At 72.3% G+C, this 19,468-nt stretch carries 19 protein-coding genes and 2 pseudogenes; 13 read left to right on the top strand and 8 right to left on the bottom strand.

Annotated features, from left to right (window positions below; all coding sequences use genetic code 11):
* Positions 1-30 precede the first annotated feature (30 nt).
* Positions 31-1,431, top strand: coding sequence for a hypothetical protein (locus tag ABFX46_RS24305; protein WP_346045455.1), 1,401 nt, complete (start codon positions 31-33; stop codon positions 1,429-1,431).
* A gap of 19 nt (positions 1,432-1,450) precedes the next feature.
* Here the strand turns inward: ABFX46_RS24305 and ABFX46_RS24300 are convergent, their stop codons facing one another.
* Positions 1,451-2,854, bottom strand: coding sequence for a histidine kinase (locus ABFX46_RS24300; protein ID WP_346045453.1), 1,404 nt, complete (start codon positions 2,852-2,854; stop codon positions 1,451-1,453).
* Between the two features lie 254 nt (positions 2,855-3,108).
* On the opposite strand from ABFX46_RS24300, the gene ABFX46_RS24295 reads away from it, so the two are divergent.
* Together ABFX46_RS24295 and ABFX46_RS24290 are read left to right on the top strand one after the other, a co-directional pair.
* Positions 3,109-3,690: a TetR/AcrR family transcriptional regulator gene (locus ABFX46_RS24295; RefSeq protein ID WP_346045451.1), complete on the top strand. Its 582-nt coding sequence runs from the start codon at positions 3,109-3,111 to the stop codon at positions 3,688-3,690.
* 233 nt (positions 3,691-3,923) lie between these two features.
* On the top strand, positions 3,924-4,376 hold the full coding sequence (locus ABFX46_RS24290; RefSeq protein ID WP_346045449.1) for a macro domain-containing protein: 453 nt from the start codon (positions 3,924-3,926) through the stop codon (positions 4,374-4,376).
* On the opposite strand, the gene ABFX46_RS24285 is transcribed toward ABFX46_RS24290, so the two are convergent.
* On the bottom strand, positions 4,367-5,386 hold the full coding sequence (locus ABFX46_RS24285) for a glycoside hydrolase family 113 protein (RefSeq protein WP_346045448.1): 1,020 nt from the start codon (positions 5,384-5,386) through the stop codon (positions 4,367-4,369). The genes ABFX46_RS24290 and ABFX46_RS24285 overlap by 10 nt on opposite strands.
* Positions 5,387-5,499: 113 nt before the next feature.
* On the opposite strand from ABFX46_RS24285, the gene ABFX46_RS24280 reads away from it, so the two are divergent.
* The 4 genes and pseudogenes from ABFX46_RS24280 (at position 5,500) to ABFX46_RS24265 (ending at position 8,603) form a co-directional block, all read left to right on the top strand.
* A complete protein-coding gene (locus tag ABFX46_RS24280) occupies positions 5,500-6,120 on the top strand; it encodes a TetR/AcrR family transcriptional regulator (RefSeq protein ID WP_346045446.1) in 621 nt (206 codons plus the stop codon).
* Positions 6,121-6,676: 556 nt separating this feature from the next.
* Positions 6,677-6,961, top strand: a complete 285-nt coding sequence (locus ABFX46_RS24275; RefSeq protein WP_346045444.1) for a hypothetical protein — start codon at positions 6,677-6,679, stop codon at positions 6,959-6,961.
* Between the two features lie 40 nt (positions 6,962-7,001).
* Positions 7,002-7,580: pseudogene (locus tag ABFX46_RS24270) on the top strand (helix-turn-helix domain-containing protein); the annotation flags it as partial.
* A 159-nt stretch (positions 7,581-7,739) separates the two neighbouring features.
* Positions 7,740-8,603 (top strand): helix-turn-helix domain-containing protein, encoded by an 864-nt coding sequence (locus ABFX46_RS24265; RefSeq protein ID WP_346045506.1) that lies wholly within the window; start codon positions 7,740-7,742, stop codon positions 8,601-8,603.
* 4 nt (positions 8,604-8,607) lie between these two features.
* Here ABFX46_RS24265 and ABFX46_RS24260 read toward each other — a convergent pair whose 3' ends face one another.
* A complete protein-coding gene (locus tag ABFX46_RS24260) occupies positions 8,608-10,287 on the bottom strand; it encodes a SpoIIE family protein phosphatase (protein ID WP_428831302.1) in 1,680 nt (559 codons plus the stop codon).
* A pseudogene (locus ABFX46_RS43565) lies at positions 10,212-10,565 on the bottom strand (PAS domain-containing protein); the annotation flags it as partial. The gene ABFX46_RS24260 and the pseudogene ABFX46_RS43565, both read right to left, overlap by 76 nt.
* A gap of 214 nt (positions 10,566-10,779) precedes the next feature.
* Here ABFX46_RS43565 and ABFX46_RS24250 point away from each other — a divergent pair.
* A complete protein-coding gene (locus ABFX46_RS24250) occupies positions 10,780-12,204 on the top strand; it encodes an MFS transporter (RefSeq protein WP_346045442.1) in 1,425 nt (474 codons plus the stop codon).
* Here the strand turns inward: ABFX46_RS24250 and ABFX46_RS24245 are convergent.
* From ABFX46_RS24245 to ABFX46_RS24230, 4 genes are all read right to left on the bottom strand, one after another.
* Positions 12,177-13,106: an SLAC1 family transporter gene (locus ABFX46_RS24245; protein ID WP_346045440.1), complete on the bottom strand. Its 930-nt coding sequence runs from the start codon at positions 13,104-13,106 to the stop codon at positions 12,177-12,179. The genes ABFX46_RS24250 and ABFX46_RS24245 overlap by 28 nt on opposite strands.
* A gap of 184 nt (positions 13,107-13,290) precedes the next feature.
* The gene (locus ABFX46_RS24240) at positions 13,291-13,494 is read right to left on the bottom strand and encodes a hypothetical protein (RefSeq protein WP_346045438.1); all 204 of its coding nucleotides are present in this window, start codon (positions 13,492-13,494) and stop codon (positions 13,291-13,293) included.
* 65 nt (positions 13,495-13,559) lie between these two features.
* Positions 13,560-13,811 carry a hypothetical protein gene (locus ABFX46_RS24235; protein ID WP_346045436.1) on the bottom strand — a complete coding sequence of 84 codons (252 nt, stop codon included), beginning with the start codon at positions 13,809-13,811 and terminating at the stop codon, positions 13,560-13,562.
* Between the two features lie 46 nt (positions 13,812-13,857).
* Positions 13,858-15,132, bottom strand: a complete 1,275-nt coding sequence (locus ABFX46_RS24230; protein WP_346045434.1) for an acyltransferase family protein — start codon at positions 15,130-15,132, stop codon at positions 13,858-13,860.
* 113 nt (positions 15,133-15,245) lie between these two features.
* On the opposite strand from ABFX46_RS24230, the gene ABFX46_RS24225 reads away from it, so the two are divergent.
* The 5 genes from ABFX46_RS24225 to ABFX46_RS24205 all read left to right on the top strand — a co-directional run bounded on the left by ABFX46_RS24225 (position 15,246) and on the right by ABFX46_RS24205 (position 19,468).
* A complete protein-coding gene (locus tag ABFX46_RS24225) occupies positions 15,246-15,773 on the top strand; it encodes a VOC family protein (RefSeq protein WP_346045432.1) in 528 nt (175 codons plus the stop codon).
* Positions 15,774-15,826: 53 nt separating this feature from the next.
* A complete protein-coding gene (locus ABFX46_RS24220) occupies positions 15,827-16,477 on the top strand; it encodes a nitroreductase family protein (RefSeq protein ID WP_346045430.1) in 651 nt (216 codons plus the stop codon).
* 314 nt (positions 16,478-16,791) lie between these two features.
* Positions 16,792-17,577 carry an MlaE family ABC transporter permease gene (locus ABFX46_RS24215; protein ID WP_346045429.1) on the top strand — a complete coding sequence of 262 codons (786 nt, stop codon included), beginning with the start codon at positions 16,792-16,794 and terminating at the stop codon, positions 17,575-17,577.
* On the top strand, positions 17,577-18,443 hold the full coding sequence (locus tag ABFX46_RS24210) for an ABC transporter permease (RefSeq protein WP_346045427.1): 867 nt from the start codon (positions 17,577-17,579) through the stop codon (positions 18,441-18,443). The genes ABFX46_RS24215 and ABFX46_RS24210 overlap by 1 nt, the downstream gene beginning before the upstream one ends.
* Positions 18,440-19,468, top strand: coding sequence for an MlaD family protein (locus ABFX46_RS24205; protein ID WP_346045425.1), 1,029 nt, complete (start codon positions 18,440-18,442; stop codon positions 19,466-19,468). Before ABFX46_RS24210 ends, ABFX46_RS24205 begins: the two co-directional genes overlap by 4 nt.

The raw sequence follows: 19,468 nt of genomic DNA, 5'->3' as shown, positions 1-19,468 counted from the left end.
CCGCTGGTGACGTACTCGGAGGGAGGGCTGGTGGAGTCGGAGCCGCTTCCCGCATGGATCGTGATCGGTGCCGCGTTGTTCTCGGTCACCTCGTACGTCGGGCACCGCCTGTTCATGTCCGGCAGGATTTCCCGCGCCCACAAGGACTTCATGTTCGGGCCGTACACGGGGAAGTTCGGGCGGGAAGTCGGATTGGGATTGAAGTACGGTGCCGCCGGGTTCGGGCTGTGGGCTCTGGGGGGAATCCTCTCCTATACGCCGCCGGGGTCCCTTCCGGAGCGGATCTCCGCATGGATCGTGGTGGCGGGCCTCCTGCCGATGCTTCCGCCCATCTACTGGAAGTACGCCGGGTACCCGGACCGCATGAAGCCCGGCTGGTACAAGGAAAGGGAGGCGCGGTTCAACGCCGGGGCGGCGGCGTTCGTCCCGGGATCCTCGAGCTCCTGGGCCGCCGGCGGCGCCGACGACATGATCCTGGCCGGCCCCGAAGGCTGGACGCCGCTGACGCCCGGTTCCTCGAACCGGGATCCGGCTGAGGCCCCGCGCCGGCTGCCTGCCGTGCATGAGGGGACCGGCACGTCGTATATCAAGGTGGACGGATATCGGCTGATCCCTCTAGTAGTGGAAGTCGAGAATCTCTCCTCTGATCCGCTCGAAGTCAGGGCTGGTCGTGCGCGCTCCGCGGTCGACCACTGGCTGGCGTTGATCCAGCCGGGAGGGGAGCCGGCACGGCTGGTTCTCGATGACCGCGATCTGGCGGACGGGGAGCCGCTGCCGGAACGCTACCTTCAGATCAGGGCGAGCGGTCAGTGGCGGGTCGCCCTTCGCACGTCCCAGGACCTGCGAACCTTTGAGGAGAAGGCCACTGGTACGGGCTTTGAGGTCCTCCGCTATCTAGGGCCGCCGGGAGTGGCGGTCATCCGGCAGGAAGGCGCGACCGCCTTTTCCCTCCAACTGCGCGACTCCAACCTGAGGCGGGAGAGGTCGGCGTACCAAGTGCTGTGCCCACTGCCCGGCGGGAAGGGGCGGGTGGCGCTGCCTGCGGACTCGGTGCTGCAGATCGGCGCCGAGGGAGCACCTTGGTCGGTGGAGGTCAGCCCGTTGCTGCGGAACGGGGACGTGGCGGCCGCGGGGCACACGGCCATGGCGGGCCCCGGGCTGGAGGAGTTGCGGACGTTCAGCACGTCGATCACCGGCACCACCGCCGCGGTGCTCTTCTATACCGGCGCATCGGGCCGGCTGCGGATCGAGCACACCGGAGACGGCCCCTTTGGCATCGATCAATTGCACTCGACCCTCGCCATCACCAGGGAAGTACTCGCCGCGTCCGGCGACTACAGGGGCGACGTCGAGATCAAGGGGCACTCGCTCCTCCAGGTCCGCGGCGGACTGGGCGCCTGGTCCCTGCGGCAGGCCGTCTCGGCGGGGTAGCCTCCTCGGCCCCGCCGGACTAGACCGGCCGTGCTCGGGCGGTGTCCGCTCGTTCGCCCGGTTGCCGTTCGGCCGGCGTGCGGCGCCGTGCCGCCCCCTCCTGCGGGGGTGCGGCCGGGTCCGGCCGGCGGGCCGCCATTGCGCCGGTGCCAGGTCGCGCCGTCCTGGCGTCCAGGGCGAGGGGTCGACGGGGTGCCGACGCGATGGCGGCGTTGGAACGGCCCTCCGCCATCAGCGTGAGCACTTCCCGCTCGCACGCCTCCAGGTCTTGCAACGGCTCCTCGCGGGAATGGCGGCTCAGCGACTGGGCGACCACGTCCGGATCGGGGACGGTGCCCCCGACGGCCACCCTTCGCACCGCGTCCACGAACTGGCCCACGTCCGAGACCCGGTCCTTGAGCAGGTGGCCGATGGCGCCGCGGCCGGACGGCAGTTCCCACGCGGGCAACTGCCCCACTTGCTCCGAGAGCACCAAAACGGGCAGGTCCGGGAACTGTTCGCGAGCCTCGGCCACTGCGCGCAGCAGCGACGGACCATTGTCGACGGCCTCCACCACCTTCGCCCCGTACGACTCCAGCAGGCGGACCAGCCCGTCCTGGAGAAGGGTGGGCCCCTCGGCGAGCACGACGCGCAAGGTGTCCGAACCGTCGTGGCGACCGGAGTCGTCCCGTCCGTGGGCTCGTCCACCGGAGACGATGGGGACGACCGTGCGGCCGTCGTCCGATGCGGGGCTGCCGGGACCGGGCTCGTCGTACGGCAGTTCGGCGATGACGGTCCAGCCCCCTCCTGTCCGCGGCCCTGCGCGGAGTGCGCCGCCGAGCATCCCGGCGCGCTCGCGCATCCCCGCCAGGCCGTGGCCTCCGCCGAGCGCTGACCGGGAAGCGGTCCGGGCGCCGTCGTCCTCGACCGACACGGTCAGCGCGTCGATTCCGTAGCGGATCTCAACGCTCACGCATGCGCCCGGCGCGTACCGGACGGCGTTGCTGAGCGACTCCTGCACGATGCGGAACGCCGCCAAGTCCACGCATGCGCCGAGCGGGCGCGGCACCCCGAGGATGGCGCTGGACACCAGCAGCCCGCCGCCGCAGGCCGCGCCGACCAGTTCACCGAGCCGGTCGAGGCCCGGCTGCGGGACGCCCGCCTCACCGGCGCGCAGCATCCTGACGATGCGGCGGGTGTCCGCGAGCGCCGCGCGTGCGGCGTCCCGCATCGCCTCCAGTGCATGCCTCGCCGCGTCCGGCAGGTCGGGGACGTTCCGCAGCGTCGCCTCGGCCCGGACGAGGGTCAGGGACATGTGATGCGCGACCGTGTCGTGCAGCTCAAGGGCGATGCGAGCGCGCTCCCGTGCCACCGCGCCGCCGTGACCATTCGCGCCGGGACGGCCGGCGGGCACGGGTGCCGGGCCGGTCGCCGACTCCGTCACCTGCCCCGCCCCTCTGCCGGCAGCGGGCCGCCGGTGCTCTTCCAGCAGGCCGTCTCCGCGCTGACCGGCGGCGGGTTCGACGGCATCTCCGTGTCCATCGGGGGTCTCCTTCGCATTGGTCTTCTGGGCGGCTCGCCGGAGGCGCCCGTCCCACCGTGGATGGCGGCACGGCACGGACCGTGCCGCCGGGTCAGCGTGGCGCACTTGGCCCGACGCTGTCAACACGGCACGTGCCGTGCCGTACAGTGGGCGGCATGACCGACCACCGTGCCGCCCTGTCGGCCGACCGGACCGAAGCGATCATGCAGGCCACCCGCGACCTGGCCTTGGAGGCGGGCTATGCCAAGCTCAGCATCGAGGCCGTGGCGTCCCGGGCCGGCGTCGGCAAACACACGATCTACCGCCGCTGGCCGTCCAAGGGGATGCTCTTCCTCGACGCGGTCCTCAGCCTGAACACCGACGACCTGGTCCACCCGTACACCGGCGACGTCGTGGCCGACACGCGCGAGGTGATGATCAAGGCGACGGACCTGCTGACCCAGCCGCCCTGGGGCCCGCTGTACCGGGCCCTCCTCGGCGAGGCCCAGCACGACCCGGACGTCGCCGCCGCCCACAAGGAGCGCTTCATCCGGCAGCAGAGCGACGACTTCCTGCGCCGTCTCCGGTCGGCCCAGGAACAGGGCCAGATCGCCCCCGACTTCGACCTGGAGCTCGCGATGGACCTGCTCACAGGCGCCCTGTACTACCGCTTCCTCTTCACCCAGGAACCGATCACCCACGAATACATCGACCGCCTCCTTAAGGCGGCCTTCGCCGGAATGTCCCCACGTCCCTGAGCGCCCGGCCAGCTCGCAGGCCGCCGACCGGCACCATGGTCCGCGGGCTGCGGCGGGAGTGGTCCGGATGAACGTCCCCCGCGCTGCGCAGGTGGTGGATGCGGACCCGGACGCGGATCCGCCGTGGCCGGACATCCAGGCGGCGCGTCGTTACATGAGGCCCTGGACGGCACGTGACTGCCTGTCAGTGGTCAGGGCTAGTCTCACCGACGTCCGCTGAGGCCGGGGGAAACATGATCATTGAGTGGAGTGGGGATCTGCTGCTGGACGATGCGCAGGCGCTCGTCAATCCCGTCAATGCGGTCGGTGTGATGGGGAAGGGACTCGCGCTTCGGTTCAAGCGAGCGTTCCCCGCCGTCTTCACCTCCTACGTCGAAGCGTGCGCGGACGGTCGTTTGCGGCCTGGCAAGGTCCTTGCCGTTCCGATCGAGGGCGGCCGGTGGGTCATCAACTTTCCGACCAAGCGCCACTGGCGGAGCGCGTCCCGGTTGGAGGACATCGAATCCGGCCTGGACGACCTCACCCGCGTCCTGACCGAGCTTGAAGTCGCCAGCGTGGCCGTCCCGCCCCTTGGGTGCGGGCACGGGGGTCTTGACTGGGACGCCGTTCGCCCTCTGATCATCGGGCGGCTCGGCGCGCTCGGCCTGGAGGTTCGGCTGTATGTGCCCGAAACGTGTCAGCGGTAGTGGGCGGCGACTGTGGTGAAGGCGGCCTTCGGTTCCCAGGGCATGTCGGGGTAGGTGGTGCCGTGGCCGTTTTCGAGGACCTTGACGATGCCGTAGCTGGCCATGTCCAGGTCGTCGCGGGGGTCGCCGTCGGGGCGGTGCGGGTGGTCGTAGAGGGCGAAGATGAACACGAACGTGCTGTCGACGCCTTCGGCCTCGAAGACGTCCAGTAGCTCGCCCACATACGCGGCTTGGCCGGCTTCGTCGCGGGTGTACTCGGCGTTCAGCCGCACGGGTGCGCCGGTGTCCGCGTCGTATTCGACGATCTCCAGGCCGCGGGCGCCCACGTCGCCGGCGCCGCGGAAGCAGGAGGAGCCGAACTCGGTGATCGCGACCGGCTTGCCCTGCGCGACGAGTGCGCGGACGCCTTCGGTGAACTGGTCCGCGGTGTCGGCCGAGCGGTAGAGGTCCATGGAGACGATGTCGAAGGGCGTCCAGTCAACGAAGTCGAGGTGGATGGCGGCGTAGGTGATCCGGCCGCCGAACCGTTCGCGCACGAGCCTCACGGCGTCGCCGAGGAAGGCGTTGACGCGGCCGCTCGCCTCGGTGACCAGCTCGCGCAGCCCCTTCGGGCGGCTCAGGAGTTCGACCCGGTCGTTCAGGGAGTCGCCGGGCAGGAAGCCCTTGTTCATCAGGCTCAACTCGGCGCCGGTGACGAACACGACCTCCGCGCCCCGCTGACGGAGCCGCTCGGCGCGTTCGGCGGAGTCGGCGAAGAGCGTCAGCATCTCGTCGGTGGTCAGTTCCAGGGGATAGGGCGAGAACCAGACCTCCAGGCCGAGGTCGGCGGCGAGCGTGGCGGCCAGTTCCAGCCGTTCGGGATCGCCGCCGGTGATGCGGACGGCGTTGCAGTGCAGGTCGTCCCGGATGATGCGCAGTTCGCGCTCGGCCAACGCCGGGTCGAGGTGCTCGCGCGAGTTCTGCCCGTCGCGGATGAAGCCGGTGTCGTACGTGATGCCCTTGGCGCGCATGGGAAGGTGTCCTCTCGTTCATCTAGGGTACTGACCGTACCCTAGTTGCCTACTGTACGGGCACGGCGCCAATCTTGGTGAGGGACGGGCTGTACCGAATACGGGACGAGGGCATGGCGGACGATCCGGTGAGGCGACCAGGTGAGGGGCAGACGCGGCGCCGTGGCGCCGTCCTGGAGGAGGCGATCCTCGACGCCGCCGTCGAGGAGCTGACCGAGTCGGGATTCGCCGGGCTGACCATGGACCGCGTCGCCGAACGCGCCCGCACCAACAAGAACGCGATCTACCGCCGCTGGCCGAACCGCCTGGCCCTCGGCATCGCCGCCTACCGGCGGCTGGCCAAGAGCGTCCAGCCGCCCGACACCGGCAACCTGCGGGACGACGTCCTCGAACAGCTCCGCCGGGCGAACCGCCACTGGAGTTCGCCGCTCGGCTCGGTCCTGCGCGAACTGATCGCGGCGGCCGGCGGGGCGTCGGAACTCATGGCGCAGCTGCCCGACCAGTCGGCCGACGCCGTCGCCGCCTCCTGGCTGACCATCCTCGGACGTGCCGTGGCGCGCGGCGAAGCGGCCCCGGAGGCGCTGCATCCCCGCGTCGCGACCGTGGCGATCGTCCTGCTGCGCAACGAGTTCGTGGTGCGCGGCGTCCCCACCGCCCCGGACGAGGTCCTCGTCGAGATCGTCGACGAGGTCTACCTTCCCCTGGTCCGCCAACGCGGTACGCACTCCAGTTGATCTGCGGGCGCTGATCGTTCAATGAGGGTCTCGGGGTGCGAGCACTGGGGCCTCCCGCGGCAACGGGAGGCCCCTGGTTTTGATCGGTCCCGCCCGAGCCATCAGACGGATGCATCGATCGGGTCGTCCGGCGGGCCTGTGTCGGCCATGCGTCGGAGGACGTCTCTAGGTAAGTCTGTGCGGGTGTTGTCCGGCAAGCCCCCGGCGGGCCGGGTAGTGCTGTTCCTGCAGGTCATCGTGCGTGGCCTGCGTTGACCTGCGGGAATGTGCTTCGCGTCGCCGTTTTTGTTGTTCCGAGTTCGCATGCGCTCGGCGTTGTTCATGTCCTGCAAGAACGTCTGCTCGTTCCTTCGGGAGAACTCCGAACAATGCGGTATTGATGGTGAGGGTCTCGGCTGGTACGGAAAACGGCCTGTGCAGACTCCGAACAATGTAGGGGAGGCGAACGCTTCCCGATGCCCGGCGCTGTCCGTCACGATGATGCCTAGCGGGAAATGGGTGGGTCTACGCGGCGGCAACCGTGTGGGCCATAGGGAACCTGTGACTCGCTGGGTCAATGCCCGAGCCATCGAAACGGAACAAGTGGAAGAAGGATGCATCGATGTATTCGTCGATTCCCCGCCATCGTGGTGCCGGCCGGGCCGGAGGCCGGCCCCTGGCGGTGATCATCGTGATCCTGGTCGTGGAAGTCGCCGTCCTCGCTCTGGGCGGGGTCGATCCGGTCCGGATCGCCTGTGTCGCGGCGTACAGCGCATCGGTGGCGGTGGAGCTGGCCGTACTGTCGGGCGGCGTCCGCGGTGGAGCCCGCCGCCGTCCGCTCCCCCCTCCGGTGGGCCTGTGAATCACCGAGTCGATCTGCGGAATTCCTGACGGGTGCGCCGATGCCAAGACCAGAAAATCCGCTGGACCCGGCGGCGGGTCCCATAGCGGCGTTCGCGGTGCGGCTGCGGCTGCTTCGCGCCGAGGCGGGCGGGCCCACTTACCGTGCGATGTCCAGTCGGTCATATTACGGCTACACGACATTGGCCGAGGCTGCGGCCGGGCAGCGGTTTCCGAGCTGGGAGGTCACCCGCGCTTATGTCATCGCCTGCGGAGGCGATGTGCGGGAATGGGAGCGGCGGTGGCGTGAGGCGGCCGACGCCGTAAGCGGGGGCGGGGGCAAGAACGGGGAGAGGCCGCCGCCGCGGCGCGGCCCGGCCATCCCCGCACGCGCACCCGTCAGGGCCGTGCCCGTGGATCCGGCGCGGGCGCGGACGCTGCGCGAGCTGATGGGAATGCTCGACGAGCTGCGCGGCCGGGCCGGGCTGAGCCTCCGGCAACTCGTCGAGCGCTCCCGGAACGCGTCCGGGTCGGGGCCGGTCCTGGCGCGCACCACCGTGAACGAGTTCCTCCAGGGTGCGCGGCCGCCCCGCGTCCAGGACGTCCTGCGGATCGTCGAGCTGTGCGGCGGTTCTGCGGCCGATCTCCGGGACTGGGCCACCGCCTGCCACCGGCTCATGCGGCAGGCCGGGAGTGGCGGAGCGGCGGGCCTGCCGTCCGCCGCGACCGCGGAGACGGCGACCCGAGGGAACACCGCGCTCGCCGAGCCTGGGGTGAGCGGTCCGCCGACCGACCAGGCGATGGTCGGCATGCGGCGCGGCGGGCCGACCGTGCTGCGCATTCTGCTCGGCGCGCAGTTGCGCCGGTTGCGCGAGGCCCGCGGGCTCTCCACCGAGGAGGCGGGTTACGAGATCCGCGGCTCGCACTCCAAGATCAGCCGAATGGAGCTGGGCCGGGTCGGGTTCAAGGAGCGCGACGTCGCCGACCTGCTCAGCCTCTACGGGGTCTCCGATCCGGCCGAGCGGGCGCCGCTGCTGCGTCTGGCCAGGGAGGCCAACCACCCCGGCTGGTGGCACCAGTACGGCGACATCCTGCCGAGCTGGTTCGAGGTGTACCTCGGCCTGGAGGAGGCCGCGTCGATGCTGCGCGCCTACGAGTTGCAGTTCGTCCCCGGGCTGCTGCAGACGCACGACTACGCGAGCGCCGTCGTCCGGTTGGGTTACCCCGATGCCTCGGACGAGGAGGTCGAGCGGCGCGTCCAGATCCGCACGGCGCGGCAGGAGCGGTTCACCTCTCCGGGTGCGCCGATGCTGTGGGCGGTGCTGGACGAGGCGGTCGTGCGCCGTCCGCTCGGCGGCGGCGAGCTGATGCGGGCCCAGATCGAGCACCTGATCGAGGTGTCGACACTGACCAACGTGTGCTTGCAGATCCTGCCGTTCGGGGTGGGCGGGCATGCGGCGGCCGGCGGGCCGTTCACGATCCTGCGGTTCGCCGAGCCGGGCCTGTCGGACGTCGTCTACCTGGAGCAGCTCACCAGTGCGCTGTACCTCGACACGCAGAGCGATGTCGACCACTACGCACAGGCGATGGAGAAGCTGTGCGCGACCGCGCTGAGACCTGAGGACTCCGTCGCGTACCTCGTGGACCTCCTGCGGGATCTCTGACGCGTCAGCCGGGGTCGGTGGTGGTGTGGGGGAGGGCGACGGTGGACAGGACGTGCTGGGCGGGGCTGCCCGGCGGGGCGTAGAGGAGGAGGGGGCGGCCCGGGGCGGCGGTGCGGGTGCCGGCCTCGTGGAGGACGGCGACGCCGGCGCTGGCCAGGTGGGTGACGCCGGTCAGGTCGACGGTGAGGGGGCGGGTGCCGCCGCGGGTGCGGAGCTGGAGTTCCTCGCGCAGCTGGCCGGCGGTGGCGGAGTCGACCGGGCCGTCCACCCGGATGCGCGGGGCGCCGAGGGAGGGCTGGTCCAGGATCAGGAGGAGTTCCAGGGGTTTGCGGGCGGGCGGTGCCGGGGTGAGGTCGTCGCCGGTCAGCAGGCGGGTGGGGCGGAACAGGCGGTGCCGGACGGACGCGGTCGTCCCGGACGGTCCCGTGTCGACGCGCAGCTCGTCGACGAAGTCGCTTGCCATGGCGAGGCCGCGGCCCCGGTCGGTCTCGTGGCGGTGCTCCAGCCAGCGTCCCCGGTCCGACACCTCGATCTCGACCGTGCCGCGGCTCGTGGAGTGCGCGTGCAGGAGGATGCCGCCGGAGGCCGGGCCGTAGGCGTGCTCGACCGCGTTGGTGACGAGTTCGCCGACGCCGTGCCGCAGGAGGACGACGTCCTCGGCGCGGGCGCCCAGGTCGTACAGCCATTCGTCCAGGGCCGCGCGGGCGGTCGGGATCGCGGCGGGTTCCGCGCGCAGGTCGAGGAGGAGGGGCGGCGGCGGGGCGGTGCGCTGGGCGGCTAGCAGGGTGATGTCGTCGGTGTGGCCGGTGACCCGGACGAGCAGTTCGAGGGTCTGCGTGGTGAGGCGTTCGACGGTGGCGAGCCAGTCCTCGCGGAGGGCGCGGTCGGCGGCGATCTCCGTGGCGGCCTCGGCGAGTTCGACGGTGCCGGCGGGCAGGTCCAGGCCGGGGCGCTCGATGATGCCGTCGCTGTAGAGGAGGAGCTGGTCGCCGACGCCGAGCCGGTCGTGCAGGAGGGGGAACGCCGAACCGGTGCCGAGCGGGCCGCCGCCGGACGAGGGCAGGTAGCGGGCGCGCCCGCCGGACGGGATCAGCAGCGGCGGCGGGTGCCCGGCCGTGCAGTAGGTGATCCGCCCGTCGGCGGGGTCGACGGCCGCCACGCAGACGGTCGCGGCGCGGGCGGCGGGGAGGCGGCCGGCGAGCCGGTCGACGGCGGTGAGCGCCTCGGCGATGTCGCCGACGTGGTCGAGGTGGTCGTGCATGACGGCGCGGAGCTGGCCCATCGCCGCGGACGCCGCGACCCCGTGCCCGACGACGTCGCCGATGACCAGGGCGGCGCGGCCGTCCGGCAGCGGGACCGCGTCGAACCAGTCGCCGCCGGCGGTCTCGGTGCCGGCGAGCAGGTAGCTGCCGCCGACCGCGAGGCCGGGCAGGATCGGCAGGCCCGGCGGGAGGAGCTGCCGCTGCAGGACGTCGATGACGTCGCGGGCCTCGGCGTACCGCTGCTCGGCCTCGGCAGCGCGGCGCTGCGCGGCCTGCCGATCCCGGACTGGGCGGTGACGTCCTGGATGATCGCGACGAGCCCGGTCACGGCGCCGCCGGGGGAGTGGCGGGGCACGATGACGCAGTCGATGTAGATGTCCTCGGGGCCGGTGCCGGCCTCCGGGTCGAGCTGGACGCGCCATTCGGTGATCAGCTCGGGGACGCCGGTGGTGAAGGGGCGGTCCAGCGCACCGATGAGCTGCCGCCCGATGACGCCGGGCAGGAGGTCGCGGACGGTGCGGCCGATGGACGCGTCCCGGCGCAGCAGCCCCCGCCAGGCGGCGTTCGCCGCGACGATGGTGTGGTCGGGCCCCTCCAGGCCGACGACGGCCGCCGGGGCCGCCTCGAACACCCGCCGGACGGTCCGGGCGTCGCCGATCAGCCGCCGCAGCCCGTCCTCGTCGTCCTCAGGGCCGTGCATGAACCCCCCATGCCATCGCCGCCGTGCGTCCGTTCTTTCCGATTCGTCCGCGTCCATTCGCGCCGCCCCCGCGGCAGCGGGACGGCGCCGGACCCGATGCGGGTGATGCCGTCCACGGGCGCTCCGAAACGCGCGGGGACTAGGCCGATGGGACGTGGCGGTCTGGTCCCGTTGCCCGAGGCGGGCGAAGCGGCCGGCGGGCAGCATGTGGGACATGACCGCTATCGACCTCACCGGCAGGAACGCGGCGCGTCCGGCCGGGAGGACCCCGGGCTGGGCCGCGCTGCTCGCCGCGTCCATCGGCCAGTTCCTCGTCGTCCTGGACATCTCCGTCGTCAACGTCGCCCTGCCCCACATGCGCGACGCGCTGGGGCTCGGCCCCACCGGCCTACAGTGGGTCGTCAACGCCTACTCGCTGACGTTCGCCGGGTTCCTGCTGCTCGGCGGGCGCGCCGCCGACCTCTACGGGCGCAAGCGCGTGTTCCTGACGGGCCTCGTCCTGGTCGTCGCGGCGAGCCTCGCGGGCGGGTTCGCGCAGGACGGCGCGATGCTGATCGGCGCCCGCGCCGTGCAGGGGCTCGGTGCCGCCCTCCTCGCGCCGGTCACCCTGTCGCTCGTCACCGCGACGTTCCCGGCCGGCCCGGCGCGGACGAAGGCGATCGCGATGTGGACGGCCGTCGGCACGGCGGGCGGCGCGACCGGCGGCCTCGTCGGCGGGCTGCTGACCGACTACCTGAGCTGGCGCTGGGTCCTGCTGATCAACGTCCCGGTCGGCGTCGCCGTCGCGGTGGTCGCCGCCCGCTGGCTGCGCGACGAGGGCCGCGCCGCCGGACGCACCCGCCTCGACCTGCCGGGCGCCGTCCTCGTCACGGCGGGCGTGAGCCTGCTCGCCTTCGGGATCGGGCGGACCGAGGACCACGGCTGGACGTCCCTGATCCCGCTCGCCGCCGGGCTCGCGCTGCTCGGCCTGTTCGTCGCCGTCGAGGCCAGGACCGCGCAACCGCTCATCCAGCTGCGGCTGTTCCGGCTGCGGAGCGTCGCGGTCGGCAACCTCACCACCCTCGTCATGACGATGGCGGGGTTCGCGCTCTGGTACTTCCTGTCGCTCTACATGCAGAACGTCCTGCACTACAGCGCCGTCCGGACCGGCCTGTCGTTCCTGCCGCACACCGGCGGCATCATCATCGGCTCGCGGCTCGCGCCCGTCCTCATGGCCCGCATGGACGCCCGGCTCCTCGCGGGCTTGGGCGGTGCGCTGGCCGCCGCCGGGTTCGCCTGGCAGAGCCTCGTGCTGGACGCGGGCGGAACGTTCCTCGGCTCCATCCTCGGCCCCGGCGCGACCATGGCCCTCGGCTTCGGCCTCCTCATGACGCCGCTGGTGGAGGTCGCGACGAGCGGCGCGGACGACTCCGAGGCGGGCGCGGTGGCGGGCGTCGTCAACACGTCCCGGACGATCGGCGGGGCCATCGGCCTGACCGTCCTCGGCACGGCCGCCGCGAAGGCCGGCCCCGGCCTCGCGGACGGCTACGCGACGGCGTTCCTGGTCGCCGCCGTCATCACCACCGCCGGGATCGCCATCGTCCCGTTCCTGCCCCGCCCCCGCCGGGACGGTCAGGACGAGGCGGACGCGAAGGCGTGACGCACCGCGCCGGCCGCGACGACCAGCCAGGCGGCGGCGGCCGGCCACAGCAGGACCTCGCCGAGCGTCCACAGCCAGGGGACGCCGCACGCGCGCCCGGCCGTCATCGCGCTCACCGCCGTCATCCCGAGCGGGAACACGGTCGACCAGCGGCGCCCGTCATAGGCGGCGCGCGGGGACAGGACCTCGCAGACCACGAGCACGGCGTACCAGCCGAGCGCCACGGCGAGGACGGTCAGCGTCCCCGCCACGAGCGTCCCCGCCACCAGCGGCGCGGACGCTCCGGCCGCGTGTGTGACCTTGGCGAACGCCAGCGCGGAGATCGACAGGCTGCCGCCCGCCACCCAGTGGTCGCCCGCCCCGCCGGCCAGCTCGGCGAAGTCGAACCGGGTCAGCACCAGCACGTAGAGGAGGAGGCCCAGGGCGAGCAGCACCCCGGCGGGCCACAGGAGCCAGCGCGCCTGCGGGTGCACCGCCAGCGACGCCGCGAGCACCGCCACCGCCTGCGTCGCGACCGTCACCATGTAGGCCGCGCCCGGCACCCGCCACCGCAGGTTCCGCAGGACCCGCGGCAGCAGCGCCGCCCACAGCAGCGCGGTGAGCGCGAGCAGCACCGCCGCGGCCACCGGGCGGCCGATCATCGCGACGCCGTCGCCGAGCACGCCCGTCCCGGCCACGGCCGTCAGCGCGGCCGGCCCGGACGTCTCCTCCCGCCACCGTTCGAGACCGCCGCCGAACTGCCCGCAGAACGTCACCGCGAGGACGGCCCACAGCGCCGCCATGATCGCGAGGAGCACCCGCGCGGCCCACGCGAACCCCGCGAGATGCAGCCCCACCGCCACGATGCCCGTCGCCATCGTCTCGGCACCCCACGGATTCCCGGCCCGCCGCGCACTGCTCACGAACCCCTTCTACCGCCTCCCGCCCGCCCCCGGCGAGTCGGACGGCCCCCGAAAGGCAGAACGGGCGCCGCCCGGAGGGGCGCGCCCGTCATGCGAATGGCGAGGAAAGCGAAGGGACTGGGATCATTTGACAGATGAGTGAGAAGGAAGCCCCTTCATGGCCTCGCCGAGCCGACACTGGCAGTCAGGCCGGGATCAGGTCACCGAGGTTTTGCCGGGTGAACACCCGCGAATCCTCGTGGAGCCCTTCGGGGCGTTCCAGCGGCGTGGTGCTGCCGGCGAGCCGCAGGTAGAGCCGCCGGCCCTCCTCGTCCAGGCCGGACCCGAGCCGGAGGACGGTCACCCGGTCGCCGGCGCCCGCGATCAGCTCGTCGTGCGCCGCGAGCATCTCCTCGTAGGTGTGCCGGTAGCGGCCGTAGCCGGTGAGCGCGAGCAGGTTCAGCGAGCCGCGCTTCAGCGACGCGACCGCGCCGCGCGCCGCGACCGGGTCGCGCAGCGTCTCCCGCAGGAGGCCCGCCCAGAGTCGAAAGTGTCGGGCACATTCCGCGGAAAGTCGCGGAAGCAGGTGTTGTGGCGCACATGGTCGCCGGCCATTTCCCGCACGGTCGCCAGCGTCCGCACCGCGATCCCGCGCACGGACGGGCTTTCGGGCACGGGAATGCGATGCGTATGCCGGACGACGATTTCCTCAAGCGCGATGCTCACCGCGTCATCGTGACTGGAAACAACAAAGCGGCGCACACGGTTAAATTCACGTCGTCGCGACTTGCGGTCGCCGTGCGGTCTCCTGTGCGGCCGGACGGCTGATGCGGCGGCCCAGGCGCTGGGCGGGGGCCTCGATCCACCGCTGGGACGCCCAACTGGCCGCTACCAGGGCCACCAGGAAGACGGCCAGGCCCATCACGGCGTCCTCGCGCCCGGACGCGCCGAGGAACTGGGTCGCGACCATCAGCAGCAGCGGGTGCAGCAGGTACAGGGAGAAGCTGATGGTGCCGAGGCCGGTGGCCCACGCGGGGAAGCGCCGGTCCCGCAGCCGCCATGCCGCCGCGAACGCCAGGGCCGCCGCGAGCACGGCGCCGCACCAGACCACCTGGGCGTTCCAGCCGTAGGGCGCGGCGTACCAGGTCCCGGCGGCGAGCGCGCCCGCGAGGACGACGCCGCCCGCCGCGGCCCCCGCCCGCCAGGTGATCTGGCCGCGCTCGGCCCGGTGGACGGCGGTCCCGGCGAACATGGTGGCGAGCATGATGAGGCCCTCCCACGCGCTGACCCGGCCGTTCACCGAGACCAGCACGAGGGCGACGAGGCCGCCGAGGAGCCCGCCCGCGACCCGGGGCGCGGCGCGGCCGGACACCGCCGCCGCGATCGCCACCAGCAGGGCGGCGGCGGTCACCGCGACGACCGCGCCGGTCCCGGCGGTCCGGGAGAGCAGGGCGGAGGGCGCGTGGGCGCCGGTCAGCAGGCCGGTCGCCGTGAGGGTGACCGCGACCAGGGCGACCACCGTGAGGACGACGGCCGCCGGTGCCGATCTACGGTGCCCGCCCACCACGAACAGCGCGACGATCAGCAGGTAGAAGGCCATCTCGTAGGACAGCGTCCACAGCACGTTCATCGCGTTCGTGACGTTCAGGAGGTCCTGCAGCATCGTCATGTGCGCCAGGACGGCGGTCGCGGGGGAGTACTGCTCCAGCCCGGCGCGCAGCCCGAGCACGCCGAGCAGGAACGGCAGGATCGCGAGCAGGGACGTCACCGCGAGCAGCGGGTAGATGCGGAAGAAGCGGCCGATCCAGAACCCGCGCACGCTGCCCCGCCGCTCCAGCGACGCGGGCACGATGTAGCCGCTGACGAGGAAGAAGACGAGCACGCCGAACAGGCCGGGATCGAACCACTCCTTCAGCCAGACCCGTACCGAGGGGAGGTACACGTAGCTCGCGTGGTGCAGCGCCACCGCCAGGGCCGCCCCGCCGCGCAGCGCGTCAAGCCACCCGAGCCTGGACGGAGCGGAGGAAACCCCCGAAGTGGCAACCATTCCGACAGACTAGTCGATCAACGTCAAGGGTTCCCTAAAACGGCTATCTGCCGTGAAATAGGTGGAGACGGATGCCGTTGCGGCGCCCGGACGGACGCCGGATGGGAGGGTCAATGCCCGCGATCACGCACCGCTCGGCCAAGGAACCCGCGATCAAGTCCCGCTTCCTTTCGCACGGCACGCTGAAGATCACGGATGTGGCGGCCACGCGCCGTTTCTACGAGGAAGTCCTCGGGCTGGAAGTCGTCCAGCCGATGATGGCGGCGCTCTACATTCGGCTGGGCGGCGACCACACCTACGTGTGCGTCGAGTCGAAACCGGACCGCCCCGACATGCCGCTCCTGTACCACAACGGCCTCGACGTCGGCAGTGACGACGAGGTCGACGAGGCCCATCGGCGCATCGCGGAGCTGGCCGACGAGTACGGCGTCAAGGAGCTGAACAAGCCCGTCCGCCAGCACGGCGTCTACTCGTTCTACCTGAAGGACCTCGACGGCAACTGGTGGGAGATCGGGCACCTTCCGCCGCGCGGCTACCGGTTCCGGTTCACCGACCCGCGCAACGACCTCACCGGACGCACCGACCTCACCCCGCAGCAGGCCAAGGAGGTGTTCGTCAACCCCGTCATCGACACCGGCTGAGACACCGGCGGGCTCGGGGGTGCCCCGCCGGCCGCTGGGGCACGATGGGGATCATGACGACACTTCCCTTGACCCCGGACGAGCTGCTGACCACGACCCGCACCGTGCGCAAGCGCCTCGACCTCGACCGCCCCGTGCCCCTCGGGCTCGTCCGCGAATGCCTGGAGATCGCGCTGCAGGCGCCGAGCGGCAGCAACCGGCAGGGCTGGCAGTGGATCGTCGTCACCGATCCCGGGCAGCGCGCCGCGATCGGCGAGCACTACCGGCGCGCGTTCGCGGCCTACGCCGCCTCCAAGGAGTCGGCCGCCGTCCTCTACAAGGACGACCCGGACCGCGCCGAGGTGCAGCGCCGCGTCGGTGACAGCGCCGCCCACCTGGCCGAGCGCATGGGCGACGTGCCCGTCCTGGTGATCCCGTGCCTGCGGGTGGAGGGCGGGCGGCTGCCGGGCGGCAACCAGGCCGGCCTGTGGGGCTCGCTGCTGCCCGCCGCGTGGAACTACGCGCTCGCCGCGCGCGCCCGCGGGCTCGGCACCGCCTGGACGTCCCTGCACCTGGTCTACGAGCGCGAGGTCGCGGAGATCCTCGGCCTGCCCGAGGACGTCCGGCAGGGCGCGCTCCTCCCGACCGCCTACTACACCGGCGAGACGTTCCGTCCCGCCGCGCGCGTCCCGCTGGACGAGGTCCTCCACCTCGACCGCTGGTGACGCCGCCGCTGTAGGGCCCGTGCGCGAACCGGCGCGCGGGCCCTCGCGCGAACTCTTATTGGCGGATCGCCAATAGGTTATTGCCACCCTGTCAATAAGTGTTCTAGTCTGCCGTGTGCACCGGGGAACCCGAGGCGGAAGGGAACCACATGGCCGAGACCGGCGACCCCCACCGCCGGGGGCTGCCGCACGTCTTCGACGACCGGTAGACCGCCCCGGCACGAGCTCCGGCGGCCCCGCGTGAGCCACGTCTTCGCGCCAGACGCACGCGGGGTCCGCCGGTCCCCCCGTACCCGAACGGAGGTGACACCCCCTTGACCGCCATCCACCTGCCGCGCCGCGCGCACGGCCTGCTCGGCGAGGTCGGCGAGCTGTTCGTCATCGCGCTGGAGGCCGTCCGCCGGACGTGGGACGTCCGGACCTGGGCGTGGGAGTTCGCCGAGCAGGCGTGGTTCCTCGCCCGGGTGACGGCCCTCCCGGTGATCCTCGTGTCGCTGCCGCTCGGCGCGACCGTCGCGCTCCAGGTCGGGCAGCTCGCGGCGCAGCTCGGCGCCCAGTCCGCGACCGGCGGCGCGGTCGTGGTCGGGCTGGTCCGGGAGGTCGCGCCGATCGCCGCCGCGCTGATCATCGCCGGCGCCGGCGGGTCGGCGATGACCGCCGACATGGGCGCCCGCCGCATCCGGGACGAGCTGGCCGCGATGGAGGCGATGGCCGTCAACCCGGTGCACCGGCTCGTCACGCCCCGGCTGTGGGCGGCGAGCCTGGTCTCGACGCTGCTCGCCTCGCTGGTCATCGTCGCGGGGGCGGCCGGCGGGTTCGTGTTCAACGTCGTGCTCCAGGACGTCACCCCGGGCGCCTACTTCGACGGCGCCGTGTCGCTGCTGCAGACGTCCGACCTGGTCGTGACGCTGCTGAAGTCCTGGCTGTTCGGGGTGATCGCGGCCGTCGTCGCCTGCTACATGGGGATGAGCTGCGCGGCGAGCCCGGTCGGGGTCGGACGCGCCGTCAACCGCGCCATCGTCGTCGCGTTCATGCTCGTGTTCGCCCTCAACTACGTGATCACGACGGTGTACTTCGTCGCGTTCCCGCCGAGGATCTGATGGCCGGCCTTCCCGCGATGGAGAGGATCGCGCCGAGAGCCGTCCGGGCCGGGACGGCGGCGCTGCAGCGGTCCGGGGACCTCGCCCAGTGGCCGGTGTTCGTCCACCGGATCCTGCTGTACTCGTTCCGCGACCTGATCCTGCGGCGCAAGTACACCAAGACCATCGCCCGGCACGTGTCGGACGTGGTCGTCGGCGTCGGCGCCAGCGTCGTCGGCGGCGGCATGATCTTCGTGATCTTCGCAATGGCGTTCTTCGTCGGCACCGAGGTGGGCCTGCAGGGCTACACCGGGCTGGAGTCGATCGGCGCGCAGTCGTTCATGGGGCTGGTCGGGTCGTTCGCGAACGTCCGGGAGATCACCCCGGTGATCGCGGCGGTCGCGCTCGCCGCGCAGTGCGGGTCGGCGTTCACCGCCGAGCTCGGCGCGATGCGCATCTCCGAGGAGATCGACGCCCTGGAGGTCATGGGCATCGGGTCGTTCGCCTACCTGGTGTGCACCCGGGTCGTCGCGGCGCTCGTCGCGCTCGTCCCGCTGTACCTGATCGCGCTGTTCGCGAGCTTCTTCGCGACCCGGCTGATCAGCACCGGGTTCTTCGACCTCGCGCCCGGCGTCTACGACTACTACTTCCGGCTGTACCTGCCGACCATCGACCTCGTCTACAGCGCGATCAAGGTCGCGGTGTTCGCCTTCGCGGTGATCACCATCCACTGCTACTACGGCTACTACGCGACCGGCGGACCGGCCGGGGTGGGCCGCGCGGCGGGCCGCGCGATCCGGCTGACCATCATCGTGATCGTCGCCCTGAACCTGCTGCTGTCCTACGTGTTCTGGGGCGGCGGCGCGACCGTGAGGCTCACCGGATGATCAATGAGGAGATCCCGCTGCGCCGCCGGCTGCCGATCAGCGCGGTGACGCTGGCCGTGCTGGCGGGCCTGCTGTACGCGCTGGTCGCCCGGCCGGGACGTGATCCGGGCACGGTGCTGTCCGCCGAGTTCGGCCGCGCCGGGCAGGGCCTCGGCTCCGGCACGCCGGTGAAGGTCCGCGGCGTGACGGTCGGGTCGGTCGCGGACGTCGAGCTGACCGGCGGCGGACGGGCGCGGGTGCGGCTGCGCATCGACCCCGGTACGCGGGTGCCCGACACCGTCACGGCGTCCATCGAGCCCGCGTCGGCGTTCGGCCCGAAGTTCGTCGACCTCGTGCCCGGCGCGCACGCCGGCACCGGCCCCTACCTGGCGTCCGGCGCGCGGATCGCCCGCACCTCCGACCCGCGCGACCTGTCCGACCTGCTCGCCCGCGCCGACGCCGGGCTCGGCGCCGTGGACGCCGAGGAGGTCGGCACGATCGTGCACACGGTCGCGACCGGGCTCGAGGGGCAGGGCGCCCGGCTGCGCGAGACCATCGACCAGACCGGCATCCTGCTGGACGTCGCCTACAAGAACCGCGCGAACGCCCGCAGGTTCATCCGCGACGCCGCCACCCTGTCCGGCGCAGTGTCCGGCAAGGGCGACGAGCTCGTCGCGATCGCCGGGGACGCCAACGCGCTGATCGGCACGGCGGCGCGGGGGCGCGGCCGGCTCGCCGGGTTCGCCGACGGGCTGTCGGACGTGTCACTGCTCGTCTCGCACGGCTTCGACAAGCGCGGCGGGCAGCTCGGCGAGGCGTTCCGGTCGTCCGAGCGCACCGCCTGGATCATCTACTCGCAGCTCGGGCTGGTCGGCGACGCCGTCCGGACCGGGAACACGCTGCTGCCCCTGTACGGGGAGCTGACGTCCATGAAGGGCACCGGCGGCAAGAACTACATCCGCACCCAGGGCTACCTGCCGACCGACCCATGCCAGCTGCTCCTCGGGGTGTGCGGGCCCTACGGCGGCACGACGGGAGGACGGTGA

The organism is Actinomadura chokoriensis, assembly GCF_039529475.1.
GTDB lineage: Bacteria > Actinomycetota > Actinomycetes > Streptosporangiales > Streptosporangiaceae > Spirillospora > Spirillospora bangladeshensis.
This window is presented reverse-complemented; position numbering and strand designations above follow the sequence as displayed.

Bases quoted from the DNA above. Each gene is read 5' to 3' on its own strand.
- ABFX46_RS24260 (WP_428831302.1), bottom strand. From the start codon at position 10,287: ATGGCGCGTCCAGCTCGACCCGGAGGCCGGCACCGGCCCCGAGGACAT.
- ABFX46_RS24220 (WP_346045430.1), top strand. From the start codon at position 15,827: ATGACGACACTTCCCTTGACCCCGGACGAGCTGCTGACCACGACCCGC.
- ABFX46_RS24295 (WP_346045451.1), top strand. From the start codon at position 3,109: ATGACCGACCACCGTGCCGCCCTGTCGGCCGACCGGACCGAAGCGATC.
- ABFX46_RS24250 (WP_346045442.1), top strand. From the start codon at position 10,780: ATGACCGCTATCGACCTCACCGGCAGGAACGCGGCGCGTCCGGCCGGG.
- ABFX46_RS24265 (WP_346045506.1), top strand. From the start codon at position 7,740: ATGGTCGGCATGCGGCGCGGCGGGCCGACCGTGCTGCGCATTCTGCTC.
- ABFX46_RS24290 (WP_346045449.1), top strand. From the start codon at position 3,924: ATGATCATTGAGTGGAGTGGGGATCTGCTGCTGGACGATGCGCAGGCG.
- ABFX46_RS24210 (WP_346045427.1), top strand. From the start codon at position 17,577: ATGGCCGGCCTTCCCGCGATGGAGAGGATCGCGCCGAGAGCCGTCCGG.
- ABFX46_RS24240 (WP_346045438.1), bottom strand. From the start codon at position 13,494: ATGCTCGCGGCGCACGACGAGCTGATCGCGGGCGCCGGCGACCGGGTG.
- ABFX46_RS24230 (WP_346045434.1), bottom strand. From the start codon at position 15,132: ATGGTTGCCACTTCGGGGGTTTCCTCCGCTCCGTCCAGGCTCGGGTGG.
- ABFX46_RS24285 (WP_346045448.1), bottom strand. From the start codon at position 5,386: ATGCGCGCCAAGGGCATCACGTACGACACCGGCTTCATCCGCGACGGG.
- ABFX46_RS24275 (WP_346045444.1), top strand. From the start codon at position 6,677: ATGCCCGAGCCATCGAAACGGAACAAGTGGAAGAAGGATGCATCGATG.
- ABFX46_RS24205 (WP_346045425.1), top strand. From the start codon at position 18,440: ATGATCAATGAGGAGATCCCGCTGCGCCGCCGGCTGCCGATCAGCGCG.
- ABFX46_RS24225 (WP_346045432.1), top strand. From the start codon at position 15,246: ATGCCCGCGATCACGCACCGCTCGGCCAAGGAACCCGCGATCAAGTCC.
- ABFX46_RS24280 (WP_346045446.1), top strand. From the start codon at position 5,500: ATGGCGGACGATCCGGTGAGGCGACCAGGTGAGGGGCAGACGCGGCGC.